This is a genomic window from Peribacillus huizhouensis (assembly GCF_014138605.1).
Taxonomy (GTDB): domain Bacteria; phylum Bacillota; class Bacilli; order Bacillales; family DSM-1321; genus Peribacillus; species Peribacillus huizhouensis.
In genome coordinates this window covers 1-24,871 of record NZ_JACJHX010000008.1, presented here as the reverse complement: position 1 = coordinate 24,871, position 24,871 = coordinate 1, and the positions used below count along the sequence as shown (strand labels likewise).

General features: G+C 34.8%; 20 protein-coding genes and 5 pseudogenes. 17 read left to right on the top strand and 8 right to left on the bottom strand.

What is annotated here, in order from left to right; translation table 11 throughout:
• Nucleotides 1–666: 666 nt before the first annotated feature.
• The 5 genes from HNP81_RS13240 (at nucleotide 667) to HNP81_RS13220 (ending at nucleotide 5,584) form a co-directional block, all read left to right on the top strand.
• On the top strand, nucleotides 667–1,545 hold the full coding sequence (locus HNP81_RS13240; RefSeq protein WP_182502925.1) for an AraC family transcriptional regulator: 879 nt from the start codon (nucleotides 667–669) through the stop codon (nucleotides 1,543–1,545).
• A gap of 46 nt (nucleotides 1,546–1,591) precedes the next feature.
• On the top strand, nucleotides 1,592–2,491 hold the full coding sequence (locus HNP81_RS13235) for a sugar phosphate isomerase/epimerase family protein (protein WP_246399344.1): 900 nt from the start codon (nucleotides 1,592–1,594) through the stop codon (nucleotides 2,489–2,491).
• Complete coding sequence (locus HNP81_RS13230) at nucleotides 2,488–3,648, top strand: Gfo/Idh/MocA family protein (protein WP_182502924.1); 1,161 nt, start codon at nucleotides 2,488–2,490, stop codon at nucleotides 3,646–3,648. The genes HNP81_RS13235 and HNP81_RS13230 overlap by 4 nt, the downstream gene beginning before the upstream one ends.
• Nucleotides 3,649–3,714: 66 nt before the next feature.
• Complete coding sequence (locus HNP81_RS13225) at nucleotides 3,715–4,719, top strand: Gfo/Idh/MocA family protein (RefSeq protein ID WP_182502923.1); 1,005 nt, start codon at nucleotides 3,715–3,717, stop codon at nucleotides 4,717–4,719.
• Between the two features lie 4 nt (nucleotides 4,720–4,723).
• Nucleotides 4,724–5,584: a sugar phosphate isomerase/epimerase family protein gene (locus HNP81_RS13220; RefSeq protein ID WP_182502922.1), complete on the top strand. Its 861-nt coding sequence runs from the start codon at nucleotides 4,724–4,726 to the stop codon at nucleotides 5,582–5,584.
• Between the two features lie 819 nt (nucleotides 5,585–6,403).
• On the opposite strand, the gene HNP81_RS13215 is transcribed toward HNP81_RS13220, so the two are convergent.
• Entirely contained in the window at nucleotides 6,404–6,676 is a 273-nt protein-coding gene (locus HNP81_RS13215) for a hypothetical protein (protein ID WP_182502921.1), read from the bottom strand.
• Nucleotides 6,677–7,274: 598 nt separating this feature from the next.
• Here HNP81_RS13215 and HNP81_RS13210 point away from each other — a divergent pair.
• Nucleotides 7,275–7,505 carry a hypothetical protein gene (locus tag HNP81_RS13210; protein ID WP_182502920.1) on the top strand — a complete coding sequence of 77 codons (231 nt, stop codon included), beginning with the start codon at nucleotides 7,275–7,277 and terminating at the stop codon, nucleotides 7,503–7,505.
• 335 nt (nucleotides 7,506–7,840) lie between these two features.
• Here the strand turns inward: HNP81_RS13210 and HNP81_RS13205 are convergent, their stop codons facing one another.
• Entirely contained in the window at nucleotides 7,841–8,101 is a 261-nt protein-coding gene (locus HNP81_RS13205; RefSeq protein ID WP_028390844.1) for a hypothetical protein, read from the bottom strand.
• Between the two features lie 220 nt (nucleotides 8,102–8,321).
• On the opposite strand from HNP81_RS13205, the gene HNP81_RS13200 reads away from it, so the two are divergent.
• The 4 genes and pseudogenes from HNP81_RS13200 (at nucleotide 8,322) to HNP81_RS13185 (ending at nucleotide 12,692) form a co-directional block, all read left to right on the top strand.
• On the top strand, nucleotides 8,322–8,741 hold the full coding sequence (locus HNP81_RS13200; protein ID WP_182502919.1) for a hypothetical protein: 420 nt from the start codon (nucleotides 8,322–8,324) through the stop codon (nucleotides 8,739–8,741).
• Nucleotides 8,742–8,920: 179 nt separating this feature from the next.
• Entirely contained in the window at nucleotides 8,921–9,361 is a 441-nt protein-coding gene (locus HNP81_RS13195; RefSeq protein ID WP_182502918.1) for a hypothetical protein, read from the top strand.
• Nucleotides 9,362–9,634: 273 nt separating this feature from the next.
• Nucleotides 9,635–10,918: a hypothetical protein gene (locus HNP81_RS13190; protein WP_182502917.1), complete on the top strand. Its 1,284-nt coding sequence runs from the start codon at nucleotides 9,635–9,637 to the stop codon at nucleotides 10,916–10,918.
• Between the two features lie 583 nt (nucleotides 10,919–11,501).
• A pseudogene (locus tag HNP81_RS13185) lies at nucleotides 11,502–12,692 on the top strand (IS110 family RNA-guided transposase).
• Between the two features lie 436 nt (nucleotides 12,693–13,128).
• On the opposite strand, the gene HNP81_RS13180 reads toward HNP81_RS13185, so the two are convergent.
• On the bottom strand, nucleotides 13,129–14,001 hold the full coding sequence (locus HNP81_RS13180) for a TetR/AcrR family transcriptional regulator (RefSeq protein WP_028390849.1): 873 nt from the start codon (nucleotides 13,999–14,001) through the stop codon (nucleotides 13,129–13,131).
• A gap of 161 nt (nucleotides 14,002–14,162) precedes the next feature.
• Between HNP81_RS13180 and HNP81_RS13175 the strand changes: the two genes are divergently transcribed.
• Together HNP81_RS13175 and HNP81_RS23860 are read left to right on the top strand one after the other, a co-directional pair.
• The gene (locus tag HNP81_RS13175; RefSeq protein WP_182502916.1) at nucleotides 14,163–15,683 is read left to right on the top strand and encodes a DHA2 family efflux MFS transporter permease subunit; all 1,521 of its coding nucleotides are present in this window, start codon (nucleotides 14,163–14,165) and stop codon (nucleotides 15,681–15,683) included.
• Between the two features lie 224 nt (nucleotides 15,684–15,907).
• Nucleotides 15,908–16,060, top strand: a pseudogene (locus HNP81_RS23860) (transposase); the annotation flags it as partial.
• A 143-nt stretch (nucleotides 16,061–16,203) separates the two neighbouring features.
• Here the strand turns inward: HNP81_RS23860 and HNP81_RS23855 are convergent.
• Nucleotides 16,204–16,317 (bottom strand): annotated as a pseudogene (locus tag HNP81_RS23855) (YjcZ family sporulation protein); the annotation flags it as partial.
• 486 nt (nucleotides 16,318–16,803) lie between these two features.
• Between HNP81_RS23855 and modA the strand changes: the two are divergent.
• The 3 genes from modA (at nucleotide 16,804) to HNP81_RS13145 (ending at nucleotide 19,446) form a co-directional block, all read left to right on the top strand.
• Nucleotides 16,804–17,625, top strand: a complete 822-nt coding sequence (gene modA / locus HNP81_RS13160; RefSeq protein WP_182502915.1) for a molybdate ABC transporter substrate-binding protein — start codon at nucleotides 16,804–16,806, stop codon at nucleotides 17,623–17,625.
• Nucleotides 17,606–18,286, top strand: coding sequence for a molybdate ABC transporter permease subunit (modB, locus tag HNP81_RS13155; RefSeq protein WP_182502914.1), 681 nt, complete (start codon nucleotides 17,606–17,608; stop codon nucleotides 18,284–18,286). The genes modA and modB overlap by 20 nt, the downstream gene beginning before the upstream one ends.
• A gap of 569 nt (nucleotides 18,287–18,855) precedes the next feature.
• Nucleotides 18,856–19,446 (top strand): dienelactone hydrolase family protein, encoded by a 591-nt coding sequence (locus tag HNP81_RS13145; protein WP_312859685.1) that lies wholly within the window; start codon nucleotides 18,856–18,858, stop codon nucleotides 19,444–19,446.
• A 479-nt stretch (nucleotides 19,447–19,925) separates the two neighbouring features.
• Here HNP81_RS13145 and HNP81_RS13140 read toward each other — a convergent pair whose 3' ends face one another.
• From HNP81_RS13140 to HNP81_RS24650, 3 genes and pseudogenes are all read right to left on the bottom strand, one after another.
• The gene (locus tag HNP81_RS13140; protein ID WP_028390664.1) at nucleotides 19,926–20,570 is read right to left on the bottom strand and encodes a cupin domain-containing protein; all 645 of its coding nucleotides are present in this window, start codon (nucleotides 20,568–20,570) and stop codon (nucleotides 19,926–19,928) included.
• Nucleotides 20,571–21,087: 517 nt separating this feature from the next.
• Nucleotides 21,088–21,975: pseudogene (locus HNP81_RS13135) on the bottom strand (IS1595 family transposase); the annotation flags it as partial.
• A complete protein-coding gene (locus HNP81_RS24650; RefSeq protein ID WP_376766752.1) occupies nucleotides 21,864–22,100 on the bottom strand; it encodes a TGL-type protein-glutamine gamma-glutamyltransferase in 237 nt (78 codons plus the stop codon). The pseudogene HNP81_RS13135 and the gene HNP81_RS24650, both read right to left, overlap by 112 nt.
• On the opposite strand from HNP81_RS24650, the pseudogene HNP81_RS23845 reads away from it, so the two are divergent.
• A pseudogene (locus HNP81_RS23845) lies at nucleotides 22,100–22,252 on the top strand (IS110 family transposase); the annotation flags it as partial. The gene HNP81_RS24650 and the pseudogene HNP81_RS23845 overlap by 1 nt on opposite strands.
• 482 nt (nucleotides 22,253–22,734) lie before the next feature.
• On the opposite strand, the gene HNP81_RS13130 reads toward HNP81_RS23845, so the two are convergent.
• On the bottom strand, nucleotides 22,735–23,352 hold the full coding sequence (locus tag HNP81_RS13130) for a TetR/AcrR family transcriptional regulator (RefSeq protein ID WP_182502912.1): 618 nt from the start codon (nucleotides 23,350–23,352) through the stop codon (nucleotides 22,735–22,737).
• A 166-nt stretch (nucleotides 23,353–23,518) separates the two neighbouring features.
• Between HNP81_RS13130 and HNP81_RS13125 the strand changes: the two genes are divergently transcribed.
• Nucleotides 23,519–24,712, top strand: coding sequence for a YhgE/Pip domain-containing protein (locus HNP81_RS13125; RefSeq protein ID WP_182502911.1), 1,194 nt, complete (start codon nucleotides 23,519–23,521; stop codon nucleotides 24,710–24,712).
• The last annotated feature ends 159 nt before the right edge of the window (nucleotides 24,713–24,871 follow it).

Genomic DNA, 24,871 nt, shown 5'->3' with positions numbered 1-24,871 from the left:
AAAAGAAATAATAAAGTATTGTTTAGAACGTTAAGGGGAAAATACTTATTGTTGGTAAACTAAAATGTGTTTAATTTTTCTTTCCAGTGACTTTACTAAATTCAAGTCCTCCTTTGCGAAGCAGAAGCGAATCAAATAGAAAGCCAAATAACATCATTTATGACAGGTTTGCAACTTGAGACTTCTAAATATAACTATGATTGAAAAATTCAAATAATTGTGGTAGGTTGTTTTTTCTGTATTACAAGGGATAAACGGGCATGGAGAAATAATTTCGTCAACAAAGCTAAGTTGTGATTGAAATAGAAAAGTAGTATCACTTGAAAACAGAGTCTTAATAGTTATGATACAACTCTTTAATGGTTTGAAATAATATCATCCATCCAAAATAGTTAGAATAAATGATAAATAAAGTGAAATTCAAAATAAAAAGTTATTGTAAAATCATAAAATGATATTGTAAAATCTTCTCAATGCGTCTAAAGTTTGTCTCTATTTTTTTCTAGTATTTTACTGGAGTTTGATTACAAAAAGCAATATGAGTCAAAAAACATTAAAATCCAAGCAGTTTTGGAGAATGTTTTTTATAAAAAGTTCCATTAAAATAAAAGTAGCTTCAGTTATATATTACTTAATTGATAGCGTTTTCGTAAAGGTGTGAGAAAGATGGATGAATGGATATATGGTCAGTATAGAATGCAAGGAAATTTAGATCATTCATTTACTTTTCATTCTCACCACGAATATGAAATATATTTTTTTCATGCAGGAGAATGTAAGTATTTAATTAACAATCGGATATACGAATTGCAGCCAGGTGATATCATTTTATTAGATGGCTTAACTTTGCATAAACCAAACCCACGATTAGTAAGTACGTATACGAGGAGTGTTATTCATTTTTCACCGACATGGTTAAGTGAATTATTGTCTGTTCTTGGAATCCCAAATTTATTGGATCCGTTTCAAAAGCTGAACAATTTTTTACTACGTACAGGGTATGATGAAGCGGGGCAATTTGTAGATGGCAAGATTGAGCGAATTGTAAGTTTGCTTTCGAATGGTGATAAAGTGAGGCAGCAAACAGGTCAAACAAGCGAAATAATTGAAGCTGAAGTTAAGATTGAGTTGGTTCAATTATTGTTAAAAATTTACAAAATGAGCCAAAAAGATTTAGCTCAGGTGACAAGTAAGAAAAGTGAAAAGGAACATCATGCCGAGGCCATTGCATCATGGATTGATGCTCATTATGCCGAAAAAATTAGTTTAGATCGAATGGCATCAGAGTTGAATTTAAGCAAGTATTATACTTCACATGTTTTTAAGGAAGTCACAGGATTTACTGTAATGGAATATGTGATGGGGTGTCGTCTAAATCAAGTGAAATATTTGTTGGAGATGGAACCAAACCAATCGCTAGGAGAGGTTTCTCGTACTTCGGGTTTTGAGAGTGTGTCACATTTTAGTCGGTATTTCAAAGATAAAGTAGGCATAACGCCATCTCAATATCGTAAAAATAAGCAAGTTCAATCAAGTAATTCTTAAAGTTTCAATAGATTGGTCTTTTAGCAAGAAGGAGGAACAGAACTAAATGAATATGGTTAAAGACATAATGATTTCAGGCTTTTCCGATGAAATTTCATCAGATTTCGATACTCAGCTTGATGTGGTCGCAAATCTAGGTATGCATTATATATCATTACGTGGGATTGATGGTAAAAACATTGGAGACTTTAATGTAGAAGAGATAAAAGAATCTGTATTACCACGTCTTCAAAAAGCTGGCATCCAAGTTTCTTCAATTGGATCGCCCATAGGCAAAGTGTTTATCTATGATCAAGAAGGTTTTGCTAAACAAAAGGTAATGTTGGACGAGCTTTGCCAAATTAGTAACTTGTTAGACTGTAAATATATTCGTATTTTTAGTTTCTATATTCCAAAAGGTGAAAATTCAGATCAATATAGTAAAGAAGTAATCGCGAAAATAACGGAGTTTGCTGCTATTGCAGAAAAATATAATGTGATTTTAGTACATGAAAACGAAAAAGATATCTATGGTGACATAGCAAGGCGTTGTCATGAGATATTGAAAGCGGTTGACTCTCCTTATTTTAAAGGGATATTCGATTTTGCTAACTTTGTACAATGTGGGGAAGACACGCAGGCTTGCTACGACTTGCTAAAGGATGAGATTGTTTACATTCACATCAAGGATGCAGTTACAACAGATAGCCAAAACGTTGTGTGTGGTACTGGCGATGGGAAAATACCTGAGCTACTTGCACAGTTTATCCAGAGTGGTTACAAAGGGTTTTTAACTCTAGAGCCGCATCTTGTACTATTTGATTCATTAAAGGATTTAGAACTTGAAGAAGCTACAGATGTGATTAAGGATAACAAAGGACTTGATGGTGCTGGTGGATACAAGCTTCAATATGAATCATTATTAGCCATACTTGAAAAAATAGAGAGTGAGGAGAAATCAATATGAAAACGGTTAGATTAGGAATTATCGGAATTGGTGCACAAGGTGGAACTTATGCTGGATTTATTTCAGAAGGAAAAGTAAAAAACATGGTGATTGGAGCTATTTGTGACATTGATCCAGAAAAAAAGGCAATGTGTGCAGAAAAGTATCCAGACGTACCTTTCTATGATAACTATATTGACATGCTTGAGAGTGGAGATGTTGACGCAGTCGTTACAACTGTTCCACATTACTTACACCCAGAAATTGGAATCGCAGCATTACAAAGAGATATTCATGCATTAGTAGAAAAACCAGCTGGTGTATACACGAAACAAGTAAAAGAATTAAACGAATTCGCAGCATCAAAACCAGAATTAACATTTGGAATTTTCTTCAACCAAAGAACAAATCCACTTTATCAAAAATTGAAAGAGCTTATTGATAATGGAGAAATTGGTAATATCCGCCGTACAAACTGGATGATTACAACATGGTGGAGACCACAAGGTTATTACGAGCAAAGCGCTTGGAGAGCAACATGGGGCGGTGAAGGCGGTGGTGTTCTTGTAAACCAAGCACCACATCAACTTGACTTGCTTCAATGGATTTGTGGAATGCCTAAAAAAGTCTATTCCAATGTAAAATATGGCTTCCAAAGAAATATTGTCGTTGAAGATGAAGTAACGACATTACTTGACTATGGTAATGGTGCAACTGGAGTGTTTATTACATGCACACATGATATTTTGGGTACGGACCGTTTTGAAATTTTGGGTGATAAAGGAAAAATTGTCGTGGATGATAGTAAGAAAATTACAATCAAACGACTTAACACACCTGAATCTGAAATGAGTGCTAATATGAGCTGGGCAGATGTAATGGCCATTTTCACAGGAAAAGGTCTATCAGATATATACACTGAAGAAGTGCTTGAATTTGAAAGTGTATGGGGTGCTCAACATATCTCTGTTTTGGAAAACTTTGCAGCAAATATCGTAGAAGGCACACCTTTAATTGCACCTGGTAGCGATGGTATCCATGGTGTTGCACTTGCTAATGCTATCCATCTTTCAAGCTGGTTAGGTAAAGAAGTTGAGCTTCCAGTTGACGAAGACTTATACTTTGCTGAATTAAACAAAAAGATTGAAGAAGAAAAAAAGAGTCCTGTTAAACAATAATTAAAAATATCCCAATGAACTCATGGCTAGTTTGGTCGTGAGTTTGTTTTAAAAGGAGTTGGGCGTATGCTCAAAGTAGCAGTTATTGGACTTGGAGATATATCCAAAATCCATATCCCAGCTATTAAATCTAATCCTAATGTTGAATTAGTAGCGGTATGTGATACTGATGTAACATTAAAAGATACCGTACTTGATGTGAATTTTTATACGGATTTTCACGAGATGCTTGAAAAAGAAGCGTTAGATTGTGTGCATAATTGTTTACCACATCACCTGCATTACCCTGCGACAAAAGCGTGTGTCGAAAAGGGCATTCATGTTTTTCAAGAAAAACCATTATCTTTGAACACAGAAGAGGGATATGAGTTAGTTAAACTTGAGCAGAACAACATGGAAGTTAAGATTGGTGTCTGTCTGCAAAATCGATATAATGAGTCTTTTGAAAAACTTCAAGAATTAGTTACGAGCGGACAATATGGCAAAATTATCGGGATTAAAGGTATCGTATCCTGGTTTAGACCGAAAGATTATTATGATGCTAAACCGTGGCGGGGAAAAATGGAGTACGCCGGTGGTGGAGTCATGATTAATCAGGCACTTCATACTTTAGATTTAATGCAACTGATCGGCGGTGAAATTGAATCGATCAGAGGATCTGTTGATAATTTATTGGATTATGGCATTGAGGTGGAAGACACAGCCACAGCCAACATAAAATTTAGTAATGGTGCTTCAGGTCTGTTTTTTGCGACGGTTGCTAATTCGGGGAATTCCAGTGTTGAACTCCAAGTAGTCTTTGAGAAAGAAAAATTTACAATTAAAGATAGCATTTTAACAAGATTAAATGAAAATGGTAGAAAAGAAGAGATAATAGAAGACAAAAAATTGCCTGGTACAAAATTTTATTATGGTGCAAGCCATACAAAATTAATTAATCAGTTCTACGCGTGTATTGAAAACAACTCTCAGGATTATGTTCATGCTAAAGACGCACTAACATCTATTAAAATGATAGACGCGATTCGCAAATCATCAGAAATAAAAAAAGAAATTAAATTGGAGGTTTGACAATATGAAAAAAGGAAAAATTGGCGTTCAAATGATGATGCTTAAAGGCAAAGTCGAAGAACTAGGTGCATATGAAACAATGAGAAAGATAAATGAGCTAGGATATCATGCTGTCGAAGTATCACAAATTCCAATGACTGAAGAAAATGTATCTGAGTTAAAGAGTGCTAGTGCCGATTTTGATATAAAAATTGCTGCGATGTCCGCTGCTCTAGAGCCTATGCTACCTGGTGCTCCTGGAGAAACATTGACAGATGATTTCGAGAAAATAGTGAATGATTGCAAAACATTAGATTGTAATTTCTTACGTATCGGCATGTTGCCTTTAACCGTAATGGGTGATAAAGATAAAATCATGGATTTTATCCATAAAGCTGAAGTAATGGCTGAGAGATTAGCTGAACATGGTATTGAATTATATTATCATACTCACCATCTCGAATTTCAAAAATATGATGGCGAATATCTATTAGATTTAATGAAAAATAATACGACTAAACTTGGATTTGAGTTGGATGTTCATTGGATTCAAAGAGCTGGCGTAAACCCTGTTGATTTTATTAAACAATATGCAGGACGTATTTCTCTATTACACTTGAAAGATTATCGAGTTGGACAGATGGATTTAAGCGAAGTTGATTTTAATGACATGGCTAAATTCATGCAGATCTTTACAAATACGATAGAGTTTGCAGAAATTGGTGAGGGTAATCTTGATATGAACGCCATTATTGAAGCTGGGCTTGAGAGTGGTGCACAATATTTCTTAGTAGAGCAAGATAACACATATGGTCGTGATCCATTTGATTGCTTGCAAACGTCTGCTGAGCATTTAAGAAAAATTGGATATGCCGATTGGTTTTAATTGAAATGAAAAATAAAAGTACATTAATGGTATAAAAACTAAGAGTCTCAGAACCACACGTAGACAGATGTCTAACAAATGGTTTCTGAGGCTTTTTTTTGAATTTGCTATAACTAGTAGTTTCTTACAATCTTTAGGATTGAAATCGAAGAAATGTCAAAAATTTATTAATCATATATTTTCCTCATTCAGGAGCATAATGGGCTAAGTAGTGCACGGTAGCAAGACCGCCTAAAAGCCTCTAAAGAATGGTCTTCCAAAAAAACCAAACCCAATTGGTCGCGTTGTGTCATTAACATTTATATTAATATCTTCTAATTCATTATTCATGTGAGCCACTTCTAATTTATTATGTTTATCTTTATCAAAAAATGTAATCTCTAATAAAATGTATAGTTGAATACCCTAAGTTACAATGGATATTGCTGTGTAAGCATATTAGTGGTTCGTACTTATTCAGTTTAGGACCAAATAGTAAAATTGCTTTTATAAAGAAAGGTCTTTGATTTTTATTCTCCCTGTAAAAGTAGATAGGATGATACAGTTTAGCCAAGGGAGAGTAGGCACATACTGCGCAGTATAATTATTTTTTCTAACAATTGACCATCCTGAATAAGGATGGTCTAAATTGGACGTTAATTTTGTTTCAAATTTATTTTATTCAATTAACTTGTTGCTTGAACGTAGTCTTATGTTAATTTGCGGATATAATTGCCCAACAGCTGCAACTATAAAATCAGTCCAATACCTACAATTAGGATCATTACTAACTGCTATCACAGCATCTCAAAAGTTTGTAAAGATAATTGGAATTTTCATTTAACCGCCCATGATAAGGTAACCATTAATATATGGGTGTAAAGGAAGCTTTTTAGTATGCTTATGTCCTGGGGAATTCCATACTTTGTGCTGAATATTCTGTCCTTGGTTCCATTGTGACTGAGGGTTCCATAACTGTGGATGATAAATTTGCTGATATGGAAGTAATTGATGATTATGATACCAGAGTTGATTAGGGTCCCATAGAGGCTCAGATTGATATTCTGGATATTGGACGTATTGACGGTATACCAACTTTTTCACCTTCTCCATCTTAGTATTCCTTATATGGTATGTAGTGAGAAAGAAAAAGAGAATGTATTATGTGTGATATAAATGCTGAAATATTGTCTATTTTTGAGAAACATGTACGAATCCAAAAAGGCTTTAACATAGTCAAAGACATAATCTTCAATTGGGTTAAGATCTATGTTTACTATGATAAGATAGTTGATAAAATAATGGGTATTTATACTGTACTGCCTCTAACTTGGATAGGTGCTCTTTGTATTGAAGAATGATGTTTATATACAACTAAAAGAAAAAATGAATTTATTAAAGGAGAGTTTAAGGATACCAAGATATTTTCAATCCTAAAAGAAAAGTTCTTGTTAAACTATTGGGTGCGTTAGTGAAAGAAGGGACTGCATAAAACACCCCTTTTTTATGCAGCTATCAGGCTTCTTAAGAAGCCGAAAATGTTAATTCATCAACATTGTATAAAATCATGTATAAACGATAAAAACGGACCATTCGAAACCTTGGGATATTGTTCACTAATAGGGCAGAAGATAGTTAAATAAGACTTGATTTATAATAGGATTTATACCGTATCTACGTATAATAACAAGGAATTTTAGGAGTGATTTTAATGAAAATATATGAAGCCTTAGAATGGCTTAAAAGTAACAACAATTCATCAGCATTAGCATCTGATAGGTTTGGTGAAACTGTTAATGCAATCAAATTTGTTGAAAAACTCTATGAACTTGGTGTATTAAAGGTAAATGTTATAGGTATTCAGGATGAACCAGAAAGAATAGAAGATGAGGGAGGACCATATGCTACGTCCTTGATTGTCGATTTACCGAAAGACAACTAAAAGCGTAATAAGATCATTGAGTTTTATAAAAAGGAAATGGAAGAACAAGGAATTGAAGAAGGAGAAGGAATTTTAGAATGGAATGAAAGCAAATTGAATGAAGATAAATTGGGTTTTAGTTGGGACTAATAAGGCATACCACCTAACAGACCTATAATTGAACAAGCAGCTAAAAGGATTTTCCAGACGAAGATCCTTTTTCACTGCCTATAACATCGCTTATGGTGACTAGATTTTCTGCACCCCCTTTGGGGAGCTGCTTCAACTAACGATGCACCCTTTAGTGCAATAAGAAAAGGTTCAAACAAAAAAACGAAGTCCAAATACTTCGCTTTTCACTTAATCAACTTCAGCTTATAACCCAACAAATAAACCAGCATTACAACGATAAAGCCAACAATAAATTCTGTAATGTAGGAAGAGCTAAAATTTCCACCTATCACTACTTCACTTTGAAGATAGTATACTTCTTCTCCATTTGATACCATATCAGGTTGATACATAGCTGTTAATATAAAAGCTAATACAAACTTAACAATTAATAATGCTAAATTTGTAATTAAGGAGAAAATAAAAGAGCGAGTAAGTAAATTCAATATAATCACCCATTAAATAATAACAAAAATGATATGTATTTCCTATGATTATACTATCCATAGTTCTGGAACTAACGGATAGCTTTAATTCAATAAGCAGCAAAAAAGGATCTTCAACTGAAGATTCTTTGTTCATTGCGGATAATTGACCTTGGATCTACTATAACTAATGTATGTTAGAATTAGCATATCCAGACACCTTGTCTAAAGGAGGTATGTTATGAGTCTTGCAACTTATCTAGGATGCAATTTTAAAGTGGAAATTACAGACGAAGTGACTGATGACCTTATCGAAATTAGTTACATTTTTTCAGAAGAAAAAGATAGAAGAAATGTTCAAAAAAAGCATTTTACTACTCAAAATGTTTATGAAATTGAATTACCGAATCCTATATATTGGATAAGTCATTATCAAAAAAAGAACTCTCCACATAATTATAAAAAGTCACAAATAGATTTTATTACTTTATGTGACCTTCTAAAACAGTATCTTAAGCCAGGAGAGTATTGTGAAATCTATCCTTGTTGGCTAGGTGAAGAGCTTGAGCCAAATGAAGGTGAATGTACAATTCGATTAGACGATTATAACATTGATGAAATTGAAATTTATGAAAAATGTCTGGTTAGGATAGAGAAATAAATGATCATGGATCTTCATTGAAGATCTTTTTTTATGCCTATAAGGTTGATTATGTAAACTATTCTTGGAATAAAATAAGAGGAGTTTTTTAATCTAGCTTATCAAGCTAATGGTTGAAATCAGTTCAAGAAGAAGCAAAGGGAATATATTCAAATAGAATTTAATGAGGGTGGTAGTTTATGAAATTTCCTAACGGTATAACTGGCTTTTATGAACAACAATGCGAACCTCCAAAAATTGATGGAAAACAATTTAAACAGCTATGTTTCAGTATCATAAAAAATAACGAAGGAACGGTTTTAGAATTTAAAGCACCAACAGAAGTAACAAATTTCTTTGATGTGGAAGTTAATGTTATTAATAAACATTTTCATATACTGCTGAATGCATATTATCCTTTACTAACTTTTTCTTCTGTTGTTAATTTCGGAGAAATCAATTTTATTGATGAACCTCATTTATATAAAGAATTTAGCCCTTTTTATAGTGTTTTGGGTACTACGGAACTGAACGAACAATTTTTTCAAAAAGACAATGAATTTAATAATGCTGAATTGGAACAAATAGCCTATTGGAAACCCGAAAGAATTGGAGATGTAATCTTTAATTATTGGGATTAAGTCTATTTAAAGCAAAAGTTCTTGTAGAACTAACGATTGATTAATTCAACAACGCGACCACCAAATTGGTGGTCTTTTCAATGGACGAAAATAACGATAATCTTACATTGTGTAGAGTCGCTTCACCCCATCATCTCGTAAAACGTTGGCCAGAACCCAATTACTTCACTTGAATCAAATTTTCCATCTATAAATAAGAGCAAATACACTTTTGTTGTCATAAACTATACAAGCTAATTAAATAGATAAAGGAAGGAAGGGAGATTTAGCAATATGAATCCTGAAGAAAATGATGTTTCTAGAACCGTTTATTGCCGGAAGCATAAGGAGGAACAATGCTTTGGTAATTTAATTAACGAATCTACTGTGTTTTGTAAAAAATGCCAAAATAAGCCGTGTTGTTGTAAGAGTCAGAACGCAAATCGAGGAGATCAAACACAAACGGTGGGAGATCAAACTCAAAATTCAACAGAAAGCCAGCAACAAACCTTAGGCGATCTAACTCAAAATCCAAATGAGAACCAGCAACAATTCATGGGCCCTCAAACCCTAACACCACAAGAGAACCAGCAACAATTCATGGGACCTCAAACTCAAAATCCATTTGAGAGCCAGCAACAAACCTTAGGCCCTCTAACTCAAAATCCACAAGAGAACCAGAACCAGCAACTAACCTTTGGTGCTTTAACTCAAAATCCAACTGAGAGCCAGCAACAAACCTTAGGCTCTTTAACTCAAAATCCATCAGAGAGTCAGCAACAAACCTTAGGAGAACAAACCCAGACACAGAGACACGGGGACCAGACCCTAGGCCCTCAAACCCTAACCAATACACCAACAATCAATACACCTGTTACAGTAAGTGGAGTTACAGTAAATGTTCCTGTTACGGTAAAATGCGGCTGTGAAAAGAGGAAAAAGAAAAAAGATAGACGTAATCGAAAAGGAGAATGCTGTGATTGCTGTGCACGAGCACTAGCCAATGTATTGAATCAAATAAGAATATTTGAACTATCTAATCCTTCTGAAACAGTAGATATCTATTTCCTTAATCTTCCTTTCTTCACTCCCGTTCCTACTACCGGACAAACAATTACCAATGTAAATGACTGTTCAACGGTATCTTTCAGGACAGATACCACACCCCCAACAACAACGGTTCAATTATGCAAGGTAGCAGGTATTAGAGTTGGAGCAACCTCTCCTGATTTAGTTCAATTTTTAGTAACCTTTGCAAAAAATAATTGTAATAATAGTCCGATCTTAAGTAAATGCGATGAGTGCGATGATAAATGTGGAGGAAATTGTCATACTTGCAAGAATTCCTTTTGCAGCTGCAATAATTGTGCAAATGGAATTGGACAACAATTGGAATTTGCAGCTGGGCTTGTAACACCAGTCAATCTTATTATTGAAAGTTTGATAGCCCCGATTAATGGAGTATTTTTACTAGCAATCTGTGATTGTTTAGCGTTTTTTGTTGATGATTTAACTACTCCTAAAGTAATCTACGCTTTTTCATTGTGCTCAGTGGCTGGATTTACCCCAGTGATTTAAATGTAAGATACCGAAGGAAAATCAGAGGCCACTATTTTGGTGGTCTCGTTGTTTGGGATTGCAGGATTAGTTGTAATAGGGATATCTTTGTGTACAAAAAGGCTTTCAATTGTAGTGTATTTTACCTGGAAGGATATCGTGTATGTGCTGTTTAATTTATTATTAGAGGTTGATGATATATGGACGATTTAAAAGGATTAGAATTAGAAATTGAAGATTATAGACAACTACCGTTAAATTAGGATTTTATAATGTCTCATAAGACTTGTGTCAAAATGCTTATCGTTGTAAATCCGCACTTTCTTGACTCTACCCCTAATTAAGCTAAAGGATGCTTTTGTATTATAAGGTCAACCAGTTATTTTTACTGGTTGACCTTTATTTAATAGAATCTATTATATCAGTAGCCAGGGTAGGACATACGGGTGCGTGGGACATGATCCTGTGAACTAAACTGTCCGCCCCCTACTTGTAGAAACATGTTTGAGGCTGGTTGGGACGTAGATCTCGTATAACAAGCGAAGCTATGACACTACATGGAGGACTATAGGGTACTGGTTAGTAAGTAGAGGAGGAAAAAACGATGAATCCAGTAGTTGGTGCGGATGTGGCAAAGGGAGAGAGCCCAAGTTCAGGCATTTTTAAATAAATCAAAACCGTATGGAAAGTGCTCTTCAATAAAGCATACTAGAGAGGAATTAGATTATTTTATAGGATTTTTAAAAGAGATCGAAGAGGTGACAGGGAAAATGCCTATGATCCTTTTAGAATCTACAGGGCATTACCATACTCCCGTTATTCAATACTTGGAGGAACTAGGGGTCCAATATATCTTACTAAATCCCATTATTTCTTATCAGGCAAAGAAGTCTAGTTTACGAAAGGTAAAAACAGACGCAATCGATGCGTACCAGTTGTGTGTGTTGTATTACAAAGCGGATTTTGAACCTCATAAAATTAGAGGAATTCAGCTGTTAGACCTTCGGAATATGTCAAGACAACAGGAAATCGTAACGAATATGTATGTGGAAGCTAAACTTCAGTTTCATAATATTTTAGATCAAGTGTTTCCTGAATACCAAAAGGTTTTTGGCGATTTATTTTCAAAGGTTTCATTATTGTGTTAAAGGAATACCCTACTTCAGAGGCGGTACTAACAGTCGGGGAAAGTAAACTAGCAGAGAGTGTAATGGAGTTCTGTCCTAGCCGATCTGGTCAATGGGCATGGGAAAAAGCCAAAAAAAAATGGATTCCGCATCTCGAAATCCGTTTCGAACAAGCGTGTATCAAAGTCACTTAATTAATCTGCGTATGTATATTGAGTTGCTTTTTCATTACCAGGGAAACCTTTCCGATTTGGAAGATCGTATAATTGCCCTGGCAAATGAAATGGGAAAATATAAGATGATCCAATCGATTCCTGGTATAGGAGAAAAAATCGCAGCCACGATTATCTCTGAGATTGGTGAAATCGATCGGTTTAATCATCCCAAAAAACTGGTTGCCTTCGCTGGAGTCGATCCTAGTGTTCACTCAGGTTTACGGCAACCATCAATCGTATTACAAAAAGAGGTTCGAGTAGACTACGCCATTCCCTGTATCTTGCCGTATTATGCGGTATAAGGAGTTCAATAAACAACATAAAGCATTCTATAATAAGAAAAAATCAGAAGGAAGGCCTGCCCAAGTGGCAATCGTTGCCCGTATTAATAAACTCCTTCATTGGATTTATGCTTTATTAAAGAGAAAAGAAACGTTCCTTGATTTAGCCTAATTAACGGTTTTGTGAAACAAAGAAAAATCCTTCCAAAAGGGTTTTGGAGGGTTATTTGGTATGGCCAAAAATAGTATAACATAAGGGAAATAAAAATTTTAGAAAAAGATATTGCCTTCCTATTAGCTGGTTTAGCACTATAATAAATAGTGGAGAAGTATTTATTTTTTTATAATAAGTTCTTCCACAATTGGGTGCTTTTCTTTAATAAGAATGCGTCTTTTTGTATTGGACCAGATTCTGGAGCCAAACATTTAAGGGATTAGATATATTAAAGTGAAGAAGAGATTGTGAAGCTTCTACTTAAGTGGCCTTAGTAAAAAATTAAACCCCAATTTTATCTTTGTATCTCATAGATAAAATTGGGGTTTTTATAACAGGCAACTCTTAATGTTACAAATCCGCATTTTCCTGATGCTAATTCTATTATGAAAATTTAAATAGACTTCAAATAATACCATATCATATTCGTAAATGTGTGTACTTGCGATTGAATGGTTGTTTCGTTAAATAATTGTTGAAACGGCTTTAATAATTGCTGAATTACAATCTTTCGTACCCGTTCACATTGTAATTCGTTCATTATCACATCGAATAAATCTTGTTGCTCTTCATTAAATGTATAGTGTTGCTGAAGTTGATCTGCTAATTCCTTTAATTCTGCTATGGTTACCACTTTTTTATCAACATTTGTGCGTAATAAATCAATTGCAGAATAGTTTAACATAAAACTGCCATTCTTCATCATATACGGCATAATCAATTCTATATATGACAAAATGACATTTACTAAATGATGTAAAGAATACGGACTATTCGTAATTCGCATGGTAAATAACATATGTTGCAACATGCCATAAAACAATATGGTTCCTTCAAAAGCGTATTCTCGAATTTCTTCTCCTACGACTTCAATAAAACGATTAGATAGCCATTCTATTTCGAAAACTCGATGCTGCAACACTAACTTTTTCAGTTCTGTTTCATTCGAATGTAAAATAGCCTCAAATAGTGCATGTAAATTTCGTTCTTCGTTCAACCGAATTAAAATAGTAATTTGTTCAACAAAAACGTCGCGATCTTGTGGATCTTTGCTGATTTGCATGGCAATTCGCTGTTGACTGGCATCATAACGAAGAAATTCTAATATATCTGCAATACAATCATTTTTAGAGGAGAAATAATTGTAAAAAGTACCTTTAGATATGTTCGCTTTTTCAATAATTTCTTGGATAGAAGTTTGCTGAATACCCTTCTCAACAAACAATTTTAATGCAATGTCGGCTACTTTCCTTTTTCGGTTATTCATGCCGTCCTCCTGTCATTTCTATATAGAGTAGTATAATTTTCTTACACTAAAAAAACAACTGTTTTAAACCGATAGTATAAAACAGTTGTTGTTTTTGAACTATTGGTTTAAAATCAATTGAGTGAAGAAATTAATTAGAAAAGATAAGAGGGATAAAAAATATGGATTCAACCTTACAACATAAAAAAACACCTTATTTTATGATTGCTATCCTCTTCGTAGGAGCATTTGTTTCATTTTTAAATAACTCGTTATTAAATGTAGCACTGCCATCCATTATGGTCGATTTAGAAATTGCTGATTATTCAACAGTACAATGGCTTTCTACAGGCTATATGCTTGTCAGTGGTGTATTAATTCCAGCGTCAGCATTTTTGTTAACACGCTTTTCGAATCGTCGTTTATTCATTACATCGATGGCGATTTTCACGTTAGGTACTGCAGTAGCAGCCTTTGCACCAAATTTTGGTGTATTACTTACTGGGCGTATGATCCAAGCAGCAGGTTCTTCGGTCATGGGACCTTTATTAATGAACATTATGTTAGTAAGTTTCCCACGTGAAAAACGTGGTGCTGCAATGGGTATTTTTGGTTTAGTTATGATTACTGCACCAGCAATCGGACCTACATTATCAGGGTACATCGTACAATACCACGACTGGCGCGTACTTTTCGAAATGATTTTGCCATTAGCTGTCATTAGTTTATTACTAGGGATTTGGAAGCTTGAAAATGTAATGGAACAAAACAAAAGTGCAAAACTTGATTACTTCTCAGTTGTATTATCTTCTATCGGTTTTGGTGGATTACTATATGGTTTCAGTTCTGCGAGCTCAGATGGTTGGACAGATACAATCGTATTAACAACGTTAATTGTTGGTGCCATTGCATTAATAGCCTTCATTCTTCGCCAGTTAAAAATGGATGAACCATTATTAGATTTACGTGTTTACAAGCACCCAATGTTTGCACTTGGATCTGTGATTGCAATTGTAAACGCAGTAGCAATGTTCTCTGGTATGATATTAACACCAGCATATGTTCAAAACGTAAGAGGGATTTCACCGCTTGATTCAGGTTTAATGATGTTACCTGGTGCAATAATTATGGGTATTATGATGCCAATCACAGGTAAACTGTTCGATAGGTTTGGTCCACGTATTTTAGCTGTAGTCGGACTTGTGGTTACAGCAATTTCAACTTATATGCTAGCAAACTTGCAAATAGATTCTAGTTACACACATATTGTACTTGTTTACACTTTACGTATGTTAGGTATGTCAATGGTTATGATGCCAATTATGACAAATGGTTTAAACCAATTACCAACTCGTTTAAATCCCCACGGTACAGCTATTAACAATACAGCCCAACAAGTATCAGGTTCAATTGGCACAGCTATTCTGATTACTATTATGAACTCAGTTACGAAGACAAAAGCTGAAAACTTAATGGCTGGCGTTGATCCAGCAACATTAACAGATACTTCAACAGCTGCATTAACGCAACAAGCATTACTAGCTGGAATTCAATATTCATTCTTTGTAACGCTTGTGATCAATATTATCGCCCTAGTATTAGCACTATTTGTTAAACGTGTCGATACAAGTGCAGCAGCAATAAGCAAATTAGAAAATCAAGACAATCAAGACAATATTGCATCTAAAACTGTAACAAATTAAAAGGGGGGGGGTTAATTAGAATTGAGTGTTTTAAGATCCAGATTTTCGTTATTTCATAAAAGGGCGCTATTGTATAAGATCAAAGGTAGAAAATGATCAAACTTTTTTATAAAACCCTAACTTAAATATGCTAATGAAGAATCTATTTTGATAAAATTTGATATGCTCCCCATAAGGTAGACAGGTTAAAAAATAAAATCTGTTTCTCTAAGGGGAGTATTTTTATGGCTCGAATTAAATATTCTAAAGCTGAGAAATTAGCCATTCTACACCTTTATAAAGATGGTCATCATTCAATAGCCGATATTAGCGCTAAATTTTCTGTTGATCCCGGGACTACTAGAGAGTGGAATAGAAAATATGAAGTAAATGGTGAAGAAAGTCTGGAAGAAGCAGCTTCTTGGAATTCTTATTCGAAAGAGTTAAAGTTAGCTGCCGTCACTGATTATCTATCAGGTAAATATTCTTTGAAGCTAAGGGGCGACCATGAAGGTCGCTCTTTTTGCTCCTTATTTCCAAATCCACTACAGAAGTTGGCTCCAATAATGATTAAGAGGATAAACAATACAATTAGCAAGGTAAAGCCGCCGCCAAATCCAAAACCACCATGGGATGGACCAAAGTAAGATGCCAGAAGAAATGAACCCCCCGGAAGGGCTTGATCCAAGCCAATGGCTAAAAGCGGGACTGCCGATCCTTCCGTTTCCAAATCATAATGGGGAACCGCCCAGAGGATTTACATGATGCATCAGTCTTTATTAAAACTTATAATGGTTCTATCATAGATGCAGAAGTAACTAAATTACTAGGGGCAGTAAATATTCTACACTCAAAAATCCAGGTCAACCATTTTACTGCCCGACTTGATACACGATCTGATGTTAAATAAGAACAACTCCTTAAGCTGTCAGCGGATATGAATAAGATGCATTTTTTTTATTACAAAACATAAAATCGTATTCATCTAGATGGATAATCAGAAAAATTCACAGGTTTATATTTATTAAGGGTTAATTTTCTGAAAAGTTTGAAAAATATTTATTTTTATAATTAGTTAGTATAAAATGTAAATAGTAATAATTAATTATATCAAAAGGGTGGAGAGGGTAGAGGTGGAAACATGCAAAAACGGTTTAAATTCGTCAGTATTCTCTTATTTTTACTTATGTTTGCAGTAGCGTGTTCTAATAAAGAGAGTGCAGATCAATCTTCAGACAAACAGGTAACACAAACAGCATCTGAAATTAAGGAAAATGTTGAATTAACCATTTCAGCAGCAGCTAGTTTGAAAGATGCAATGGATGTTATTCAACATACATATCAAGAAGAACATCCCGAAATAACGTTGAAATTCAACTTTGGGGCTTCTGGTTCTTTGCAGCAACAAATCTCTCAAGGAGCGCCGGTTGATCTATTTTTCTCAGCAGCAGAAGATAAATTTGATTTATTGGTTGAGGAAGGAAATATTGCGAAAGAAGACGGATTGGATCTTCTTGGAAATGAACTCGTATTAGTTGTCCCTAAAGAAGATCAATCTATTAAAAGTTTCGAAGATCTTGTAAAAGCTGAAGTAGATAAAATTTCAATCGGAACTCCTGAAATAGTGCCTGCGGGAAAATATGCAAAAGAGTCTCTTGAAAAGATGGATATATGGAAAGATGTTGAGTCAAAAGTAGTTTATGCAAAGGATGTCCGTCAAGTATTATCCTATGTGGAAACCGGTAATGTTGACGCTGGAATTGTGTACAAAACAGATGCATTGGTTTCAGAAAAGGTAGTAATTGTTGCAACCGCTGGTTCTGCAACACACATCCCTATTATTTATCCTGTCGGTATCATTAAGGATTCTGAACATTACGAAGCGGCAAAAGAATTTTATGAGTATTTACAAAGCAACGATGCATTAAAGGTATTTGAGGAATATGGATTTACTATTGAATAAAGATTTTATGCAAGAATTTTTGAGTCCAATTTGGTTGTCGATAAAAATAGCTACTATATCAGGTGTTATAGTTATTTTGATTGGAACATTGATAGGACGAATTTTGGCTAGAAGATCTTTTAAGGGGAAATCCATTTTGGAAACTACTCTCATGCTCCCGATGGTTCTCCCTCCTACAGTTGTTGGATTTTTTCTTATTGTCATCTTTGGAAAGAATAGCATGGCTGGAAAGGCTATTGAATGGCTTTTTAAGCAGCCCATCATTTTCACTTGGTGGGCTGCTGTCATTGCTTCAATAGTTGTAGCATTTCCACTTATGTATCAGTCCGCAAAATCAGGATTTCAAGGAATAAACCTTGATATTGAAGAAGCAGCTAGGGTAGATGGAGCGAATGAATGGAGAATTTTCTTATTTATTTCTATTCCTCTAGCTTCAAAGGCCCTTATTTCAGGAAGTATATTAAGCTTTGCACGGGCATTGGGGGAATTCGGTGCTACCTTAATGTTTGCTGGTAACATTCCGGGAAAAACACAGACGATACCTACAGCTATTTATATAGCGATTGATTCTGGTAATATGAAAATGGCGTGGATGTGGGTGATTTCCATCGTCATTCTTTCCTTTTTAATACTGCTGACTGTCCGGGTAAAACAAGAATAATATAATTAAAGAGGCTGGAGAAACTGGAGCCTCTTTAATTTATATATTTATCAAACTTTCCAAGTTTATAAACTCATTATTTAATCTCCTAGATACAGATATCTAAACAAATCATCGCGGTGATATTATTGGATTGAGAGATCAAAATGGTTCGATGGTCGTCACGTATTCCTATGATGCGTTTGGCAGACCTCTAACAGCAACAGGGGCAGCGAAAACGGCCAGTGAATTTCGTGGATCATGATGGAAAATTTCCATTCCCAGTCATTTCCTAGCGATTCGCTTAGGAATTGCGGCGTATGATGCTTATACGACCTAAAAGTCCATAAATAATGACCAAGGCATAGTGGTTCACATAATTAAACAATTTATTTTATTGACGAGTGACACAAGTCTAGACACTCTTGTACTACAACTCGGGTTATCGAGAACGAGACTTTATTCAACGAACAGGCCATTTAATGGAGCAAGCATCTCAATAAAATTAGATATTTTTGCCAAAGTATAGATAAGATTTTTTTGCATGTATTGTATAATAAGAAGGAAGATTCAATAGGAGGTATAAACTAATAAAAATATATAATAAGTCAGATACTCTAATCATTGTAGTTCATGAAATATATGGAATTAACCAGCATATGAAGAATATTTGTCAATTATTATCAGAAAAAGATTTTGATGTTATTTGTCCAAATTTATTAAATCAGGAAACACCATTTGAATATTCTCAAGAGGAATTAGCTTATCGTAATTTTACTGAGAATATAGGTTTTGTAAATGCTTCGGAGGAAATTAAAAGTCTATTATTAGATATTAAAGATAAATATAAAAAAGTATATATTGTCGGATTTAGTGTTGGGGCAACTATTGCCTGGTTGTGTAGTGAGGAAGATTGTCTCGACGGAATTGTGGGATATTATGGCTCACGAATTAGGAACTTTGTAGGGATAGACCCCTTATGTCCAACAATTCTATTCTTTCCTGAAAGAGAGCAAACATTTACTGTTGACCAGTTAATTTCATCTTTAGAAAAAAAGAATATCGAGATACATAAATTTTACGGGCAACACGGATTTAGTGACCCATACTCTTCAAAATATGATGAAAAATCAGCACAAGAAGCTTTAAATAGAATGGTTGATTTTCTTCTAAAACATTGATTATCTTAATAAGCTGTTATGACTTGGAAAAGTATTTTTAGAAGATATAGAAGCTCCTAAGTTATTCCGTTATAGGGCGTGATTCTTCAATAAAGAAGATCGCTTTTTTTCATTATAGGGCCAGTTAATGGAGTAACGGAAACCCAAATCCTACCGAGTTTGATTTTCGAATGGCTAATCAACCCACTAATTCGATCATGAAAATTTTTATTAATGCTTTATTTTTAAGGCTATGTTAAAGGAAAAGGTTGATTTATAGTAAAATGGTATGGTGACACCTACCCTACTTCTGATTAAATTAGATTCACTTAAAATGGATATTTATGTTAAAACAAGAACAAGTTTGTGAAGGTTTACACTTAAACTAACGGTGCAGTTTAGTTGAAAAAGCGAGATAACTCCTTCATGTTGCTTTTGAGCGAAACAGGTACACAGAAAAGGCATGGTTTTAGCCATGCCGATAGATTTATTTATTTAATTTATCTAAAGCCCCAATATTGCTGATACTGAGGCATGTAGGGATATTGTTGATTATATTGTTGTTGTTGATACTGTTGAATTAAATACCGCTGAGAGAAATTTTCATTTTTACTATTGCAGTTTGTGTAAGGACCTATAACTGTTGATGGTTTAACCGGTCCAATTGCATCTTTCCATTTATTTTCATCAAGACAGTAGGTATGTGCCATAATATTTGTAGGAGTATATTTTAAAATGTCTGAACCAAAAACCACCTCTGGAGTTGGTGCATCAAAAATTGCTAAAAAGTGAGTGTTATCAGCAGTAGCCATTTGATAATGCCACCAACCTTGTGGAATGTTTACCACTTGACCGGGGGTAATAGCGTAATTGAGAATTTGTTTTGTAAATGGGTTCAGCATCGAAACAGTTATCGCCCCGGAAATACAATAGTTCAACTCGGCAGCATTTGGGTGATATTGAGGTTCTGCTACATTATTGGCACTTAGGAAAATGTCTAACAGAGATACATTTTCCAATGTATTTAACTGGTTCACACCTAATATGTTAATAAGGTTGTTGTTATCCTTTTTAAACAAGGGACTGTTATTTACGTCAAATGTGTATTGAGTTGATGGTGATGTGTAATCCATATATAAAGTCATAATTTTCTTCACCTCATTACATAAGATATATATAGGTATTTTATGTACTTAAAACATGTTCGGTGTGCAAAGTGATTGAGAATAACTTAGTGTGAAGCAGAAGAGAAGGTACATCTCAAAAATGAACGTTTTTGAGATGATTATGTTTATGCTTTGTTATAGCTAATTCGCTTCCTTTTAAAAGTGGTTTTGGACAAGATAGTAGTACATGAAGGGAACTTGTGAAACATTGTACTTACACTACCATGAAAATAAACTTCTGTAACTTCGAAAAAAGGCAATACCAAAAAAGGCCCTTCTCATTCGTTTAAAAAAATGGAGAGAGCCACAATTCATTGATCTATGGATTGACTGGATTAAGAATCAGTACGGACACTTCACTATATTTTCATTCTCTGTGGTGAAGCGCTGATTTTGCGCTTCATGGATGGCTAACGGGTAGCTTTAGTTAAAAACGGACATCAAAATTCAATGAGCTTGGAGATATTTCCCAGCTCATTTTTATGTGCATTTATATTTAGAATGCATAGTCTCTCAGTCTTAACTTGTCTGCGGTTTCCCATGTTCCATGAACACTTGCCAAGATAAGCATTTGTTTTTTCTTGCTTAAATCGCTTTCCATTTTCCTATTGTCGAGGAATTGAAACCACACTAAATAAAGTTGTAAATACTTCGTAGAAACACCATTAAACCGACTTATCCATTTCTTTAAAGGGGGATGGTAATTATTAATATTATTGAGGTGGTAGATGCCTTTCTTTACATATTCTTTCTTACTGCCGTTTATGATGATGTGCTCCACATCATTAGTAGATGTGTAAGATTTGTAAGAATTGTGAGCATCGGAAATAAGCACCGTATCATTCTTAAAATGCGATGTAAGAGTGTTATCAATTTGTTCCATTAGAATTCTACCTAAACCGACTCGTTTTGAAAGGGTTGTTTTGTTTCGGTCTCTAGCTACTAATACACAGACTTGTTCATTGGAAATACCTCTTTTGGTAGCAGAACCGCCACGTTTTCTTGGTTTGCGATTCGGAATAACTCTTCGTCCTTTATGGCTTTCTAAGAAGTATGTTTCATCTACTTCTACTAGACCTTCAAATATACCGATACTTTCTTTTGCGAGAGCAGACAGCACTTTATGCCTCCAGTAAAAAGCGGTTACGTGAGTGATGCCTATTTGTGAAGCTGTTTCACGAAGTGATAGACCATTCAACATACACTCTATAAATGGAATCCATTTATCTGCCTTTTTCGAACGATACATAGGGGAATTGGTCAAATCACTGCTTAATTTATAACAGTCTTTGCACTTATAACGTTGGCGACCATCTCGCTTCCCGTAACGAACCACTGATGTACTTCCACAATGCCGACAATGAAAACCATGAGAAAACTTTCTGGATCAAGGTCTGGATTATTAAAATAAACAACATCTCCAGGTAAGAAATGATCCGTATGAATGGATTGTATCCCGAGATCAGGATCTACGTGCCAGCTGTATAAATAAATGTTGTCTTGTAAGATTACGCAAAATGCAATCCCTGATTGCTTTGTGTAACAAGCTTATTCGTATTTTATTTTCAATTGGTAAAAAACAATTTACGTTCCAAGAAGACAAGATGTTAAGGGATATTCCTCATATGGCTCCATTTATGGAGCATCAAGCAGTCGCATAAGTTCAACTAATTAAGGTAACAAAGTCACTTCATTAGATATTATTAATTACAAGGGAAGCACGGATTAGTCGGCAAAGCATCTAACGTAAGGACTTAGATCCTGTGGGGCAGCATTACCGACATCCACCTCATGGAAAGGTTGAACGAAGGAATGTAGGAGCATCGACTCTGTGAGGCATGGGAGGGTTGACCTCCATGAGATATGTGGACATCCAAAAGTGCGATCATAATTGACTTAACCAATTTTTCCCTATGATTGGTTACTTTAATATACAATTTTTTCGGTCATCCGCTATCCTTGAGGAATCAGGCTGGACTTGTGATGGTAGTGGTTAATCATTTGGCTATGAAAACCTAAGAATTCTTGAGCAATCGTGAGATTGTGATTAGTTTATTGAGGGAGGTTAGATATACATGTTTGTAAAAATAAAGGGGCAGTACCTGTTTTTTTCTAAGGCACTGTCCCTTTTGCTTTGACTAATCTATTTTTTTAACCCAGCTGCAAAAAAGGGTCCATTTACTGTTATGGTTGATAGGATACGAGCCATTTCTTGAGGAGATTCTTTCCTGCCACTGTCTAACCATTGTTGAATTACTCCTATATGTGCAGACGCAACGTAAGAAGCTAAATATTGTCCTGGAACAAGTAAATTTTCTTCCTTAATAAGTGCGTTTGGTTCATTACCAAACATTGTTTTCCACATAAAATCCTTCAGCCTTGTTTGAAATGATAAATCTCCTTTTGGACCTAACACAGCTCTCATAAAACCGCTATTTTCATTTAGATATTCAAAAATTGAAACTGCAAGGGGAAATGGTGTTACAGTCGGTGAGTTGGTTTCAAGTGCGGCGATTACACCTGGGAAGTTCTGTTTTGCAATTCTGGACATCTCAATCATAATTTCGTCTTCGCATTTAGTCATTAAATCGAATTTGTCTTGATAGTGTGCATAAAATGTTCCTCGATTAATCCTCGCTCTGGTTGTTATGTCTTTAACTGTAATTGCCTCGAAACCTTTTTCCTCGATTAATTCAACTAGTGCATCTCGGATGGATTCTTTTGTCCGAATGATTCGTAAATCCGTATTACTATCTCGCAAACTACTCCCTCCTTAATTTTACCCAACACATTTATAAAAGGTGTTCCGTAACCAACACATCTGCCATTTTTGATTATTGAAGAGAAAAGGATTCAAATATAAAATTTTAAGTATAATGAACAACAGGTTGTTCATTATTATAACAAAAAATAAGGGAGGATAAAATATGTTCAGAAACAAACTGTTTTTAATTTCACCCATTATCGCATTAGCAGTTATTTTTATCTTTTCACTAACATTATTTCCATCGGTTCAACCTCAACCAAAAAATTTGCCCATTGCAATTGTAAATGAGGATGTAGGGATTGAAATCCCTAATCAACCAAAGATGAATATGGGGCAAACAATCGTTGACATGATACAAAAAAATTCAAATGCAACAACTGTGAAAGACCCTGCTGTAAAATGGGTTGTAGTAAAAAGTTCAGAGTACGTACAAAAAGGGTTAGATAATCAAGAATATTACGCAGCATTAGTCATCCCGAAAGATTTCAGTGCGAAACATGCTTCCATACGGACTCCTACACCTTTATCGCCCGAAGTTAAAATATTTATTAATCAAGGTATGAATCCAGCAGCATCAGCCGCGTCTGGGCAAATATTGAACGGGGTAGTTGATAATATGAATAATAATATTCGTACACAACTACTTGATGGTTTTGAAAAGCAAGGAGCAACTTTAACAGTAAAGCAAGCTGCAAGTCTAGCAACACCTATTACAAAAAAAGTCATTAATGTTAATGAAGTTGGTATTAATAGTGCAAACGGAAATTCTCCTGTTTCCCTATTTCAACCATTATGGATAGCAAGCTTGGCAAGTGCTGCTATTATCTTTATCGCTGTTAGTAAATTATCAATTGCAAATCGGAAAGAGAGCCTTATCGCAAAGATAGGACAAATAGTGATGGGGGCAATTGTCGCCATTGTCGTTGGATTTGGTTTACCTTGGTTGGCAGATGGGATGATAGGACTTCATATTCCATATTATATGGATACAGCTTTATTCCTATCGATTACTTCTTTTAGTTTTTTCCTAATGATTTTAGCTGTACTTTCGTTGTTGGGAATTAGAAGTATTGCTGTTTTTGCCTTAATGTTATTCTTTGGAGCACCATTACTTGCAATGGCTCCAGAAATGATGTCACCATTTTATCGAGATTGGGTTTATTCTTGGTTGCCAATGCGATTTATGATACAAGGCTTGCGTGAATTGTTCTTCTTCGGAAAGGGATTAACTTGGAGTTCACCTTTATCTACCCTTGTATGGATTGGAGTAGTAAGCATGGTAATCATACTAGCTTCTGCTTTAAAACATAATTCAATAAAAATGAAATCACAAACCGAAAAATTGGAGGTATAACAATATACAAGCCGTATCCTTATGGGAAAACGGCTTGTTTTAGATAAAGTTTGTAAACAAACGCACTTAAACTACCATGAAAATAAACTTCTGTAATTCAGTGAAAAAGGCAATACTTAATAAGACGCAGCTCATTCATTTTTAAAAAAGGGGAGAGCG